Below are 636 nucleotides of genomic sequence, written 5' to 3'. Positions count from 1 at the left end.
AGGTCGATCCCGGCGACCTCCTCGGTGACCGGGTGCTCCACCTGGAGGCGGGTGTTGACCTCCAGGAAGGAGATCGTGCCGTCGAGGCCTACCAGGAACTCGACCGTGCCCGCCCCGACGTATCCGGCCTCCTTGAGGATGGCCTTCGACGCGCTGTACAGCTCGGCGACCTGAGCCTTGGACAGGAACGGTGCCGGGGCCTCCTCGACCAGCTTCTGGTGCCGCCGCTGGAGCGAGCAGTCACGGGTGGAGACGACCACGACGTTGCCGTGCTTGTCGGCCAGGCACTGGGTCTCCACGTGCCGGGGCTTGTCCAGGTACCGCTCGACGAAGCATTCGCCCCGGCCGAACGCGGCGACGGCCTCGCGGACCGCCGAGTCGTACAGCTCGGGCACCTCTTCGAGGGTCCGGGCGACCTTCAGGCCACGGCCACCGCCGCCGAACGCGGCCTTGATGGCGATCGGCAGCCCGTGCTCCTTGGCGAAGGCGACGACCTCCTCGGCGCCGCTCACCGGATCGGGCGTACCGGCGACGAGCGGGGCGCCCGCGCGCTGGGCGATGTGCCGGGCGGCCACCTTGTCGCCGAGGTCGCGGATGGCCTGCGGCGGCGGCCCGATCCAGATCAGCCCGGCGTCC

Annotated in this window: 1 protein-coding gene; it reads right to left on the bottom strand. The window is 71.7% G+C overall.

The window, feature by feature from the left end; genetic code table 11:
* Positions 1 to 636: ATP-binding protein (locus SSP24_RS42585; protein ID WP_141316650.1), on the bottom strand; the 636-nt coding region annotated here is incomplete at both ends.

Origin of the sequence: Streptomyces spinoverrucosus (genome assembly GCF_006539505.1) — a bacterium.
Classification (GTDB): Bacteria; Actinomycetota; Actinomycetes; order Streptomycetales; family Streptomycetaceae; genus Streptomyces; species Streptomyces spinoverrucosus.
This window is presented reverse-complemented; position numbering and strand designations above follow the sequence as displayed.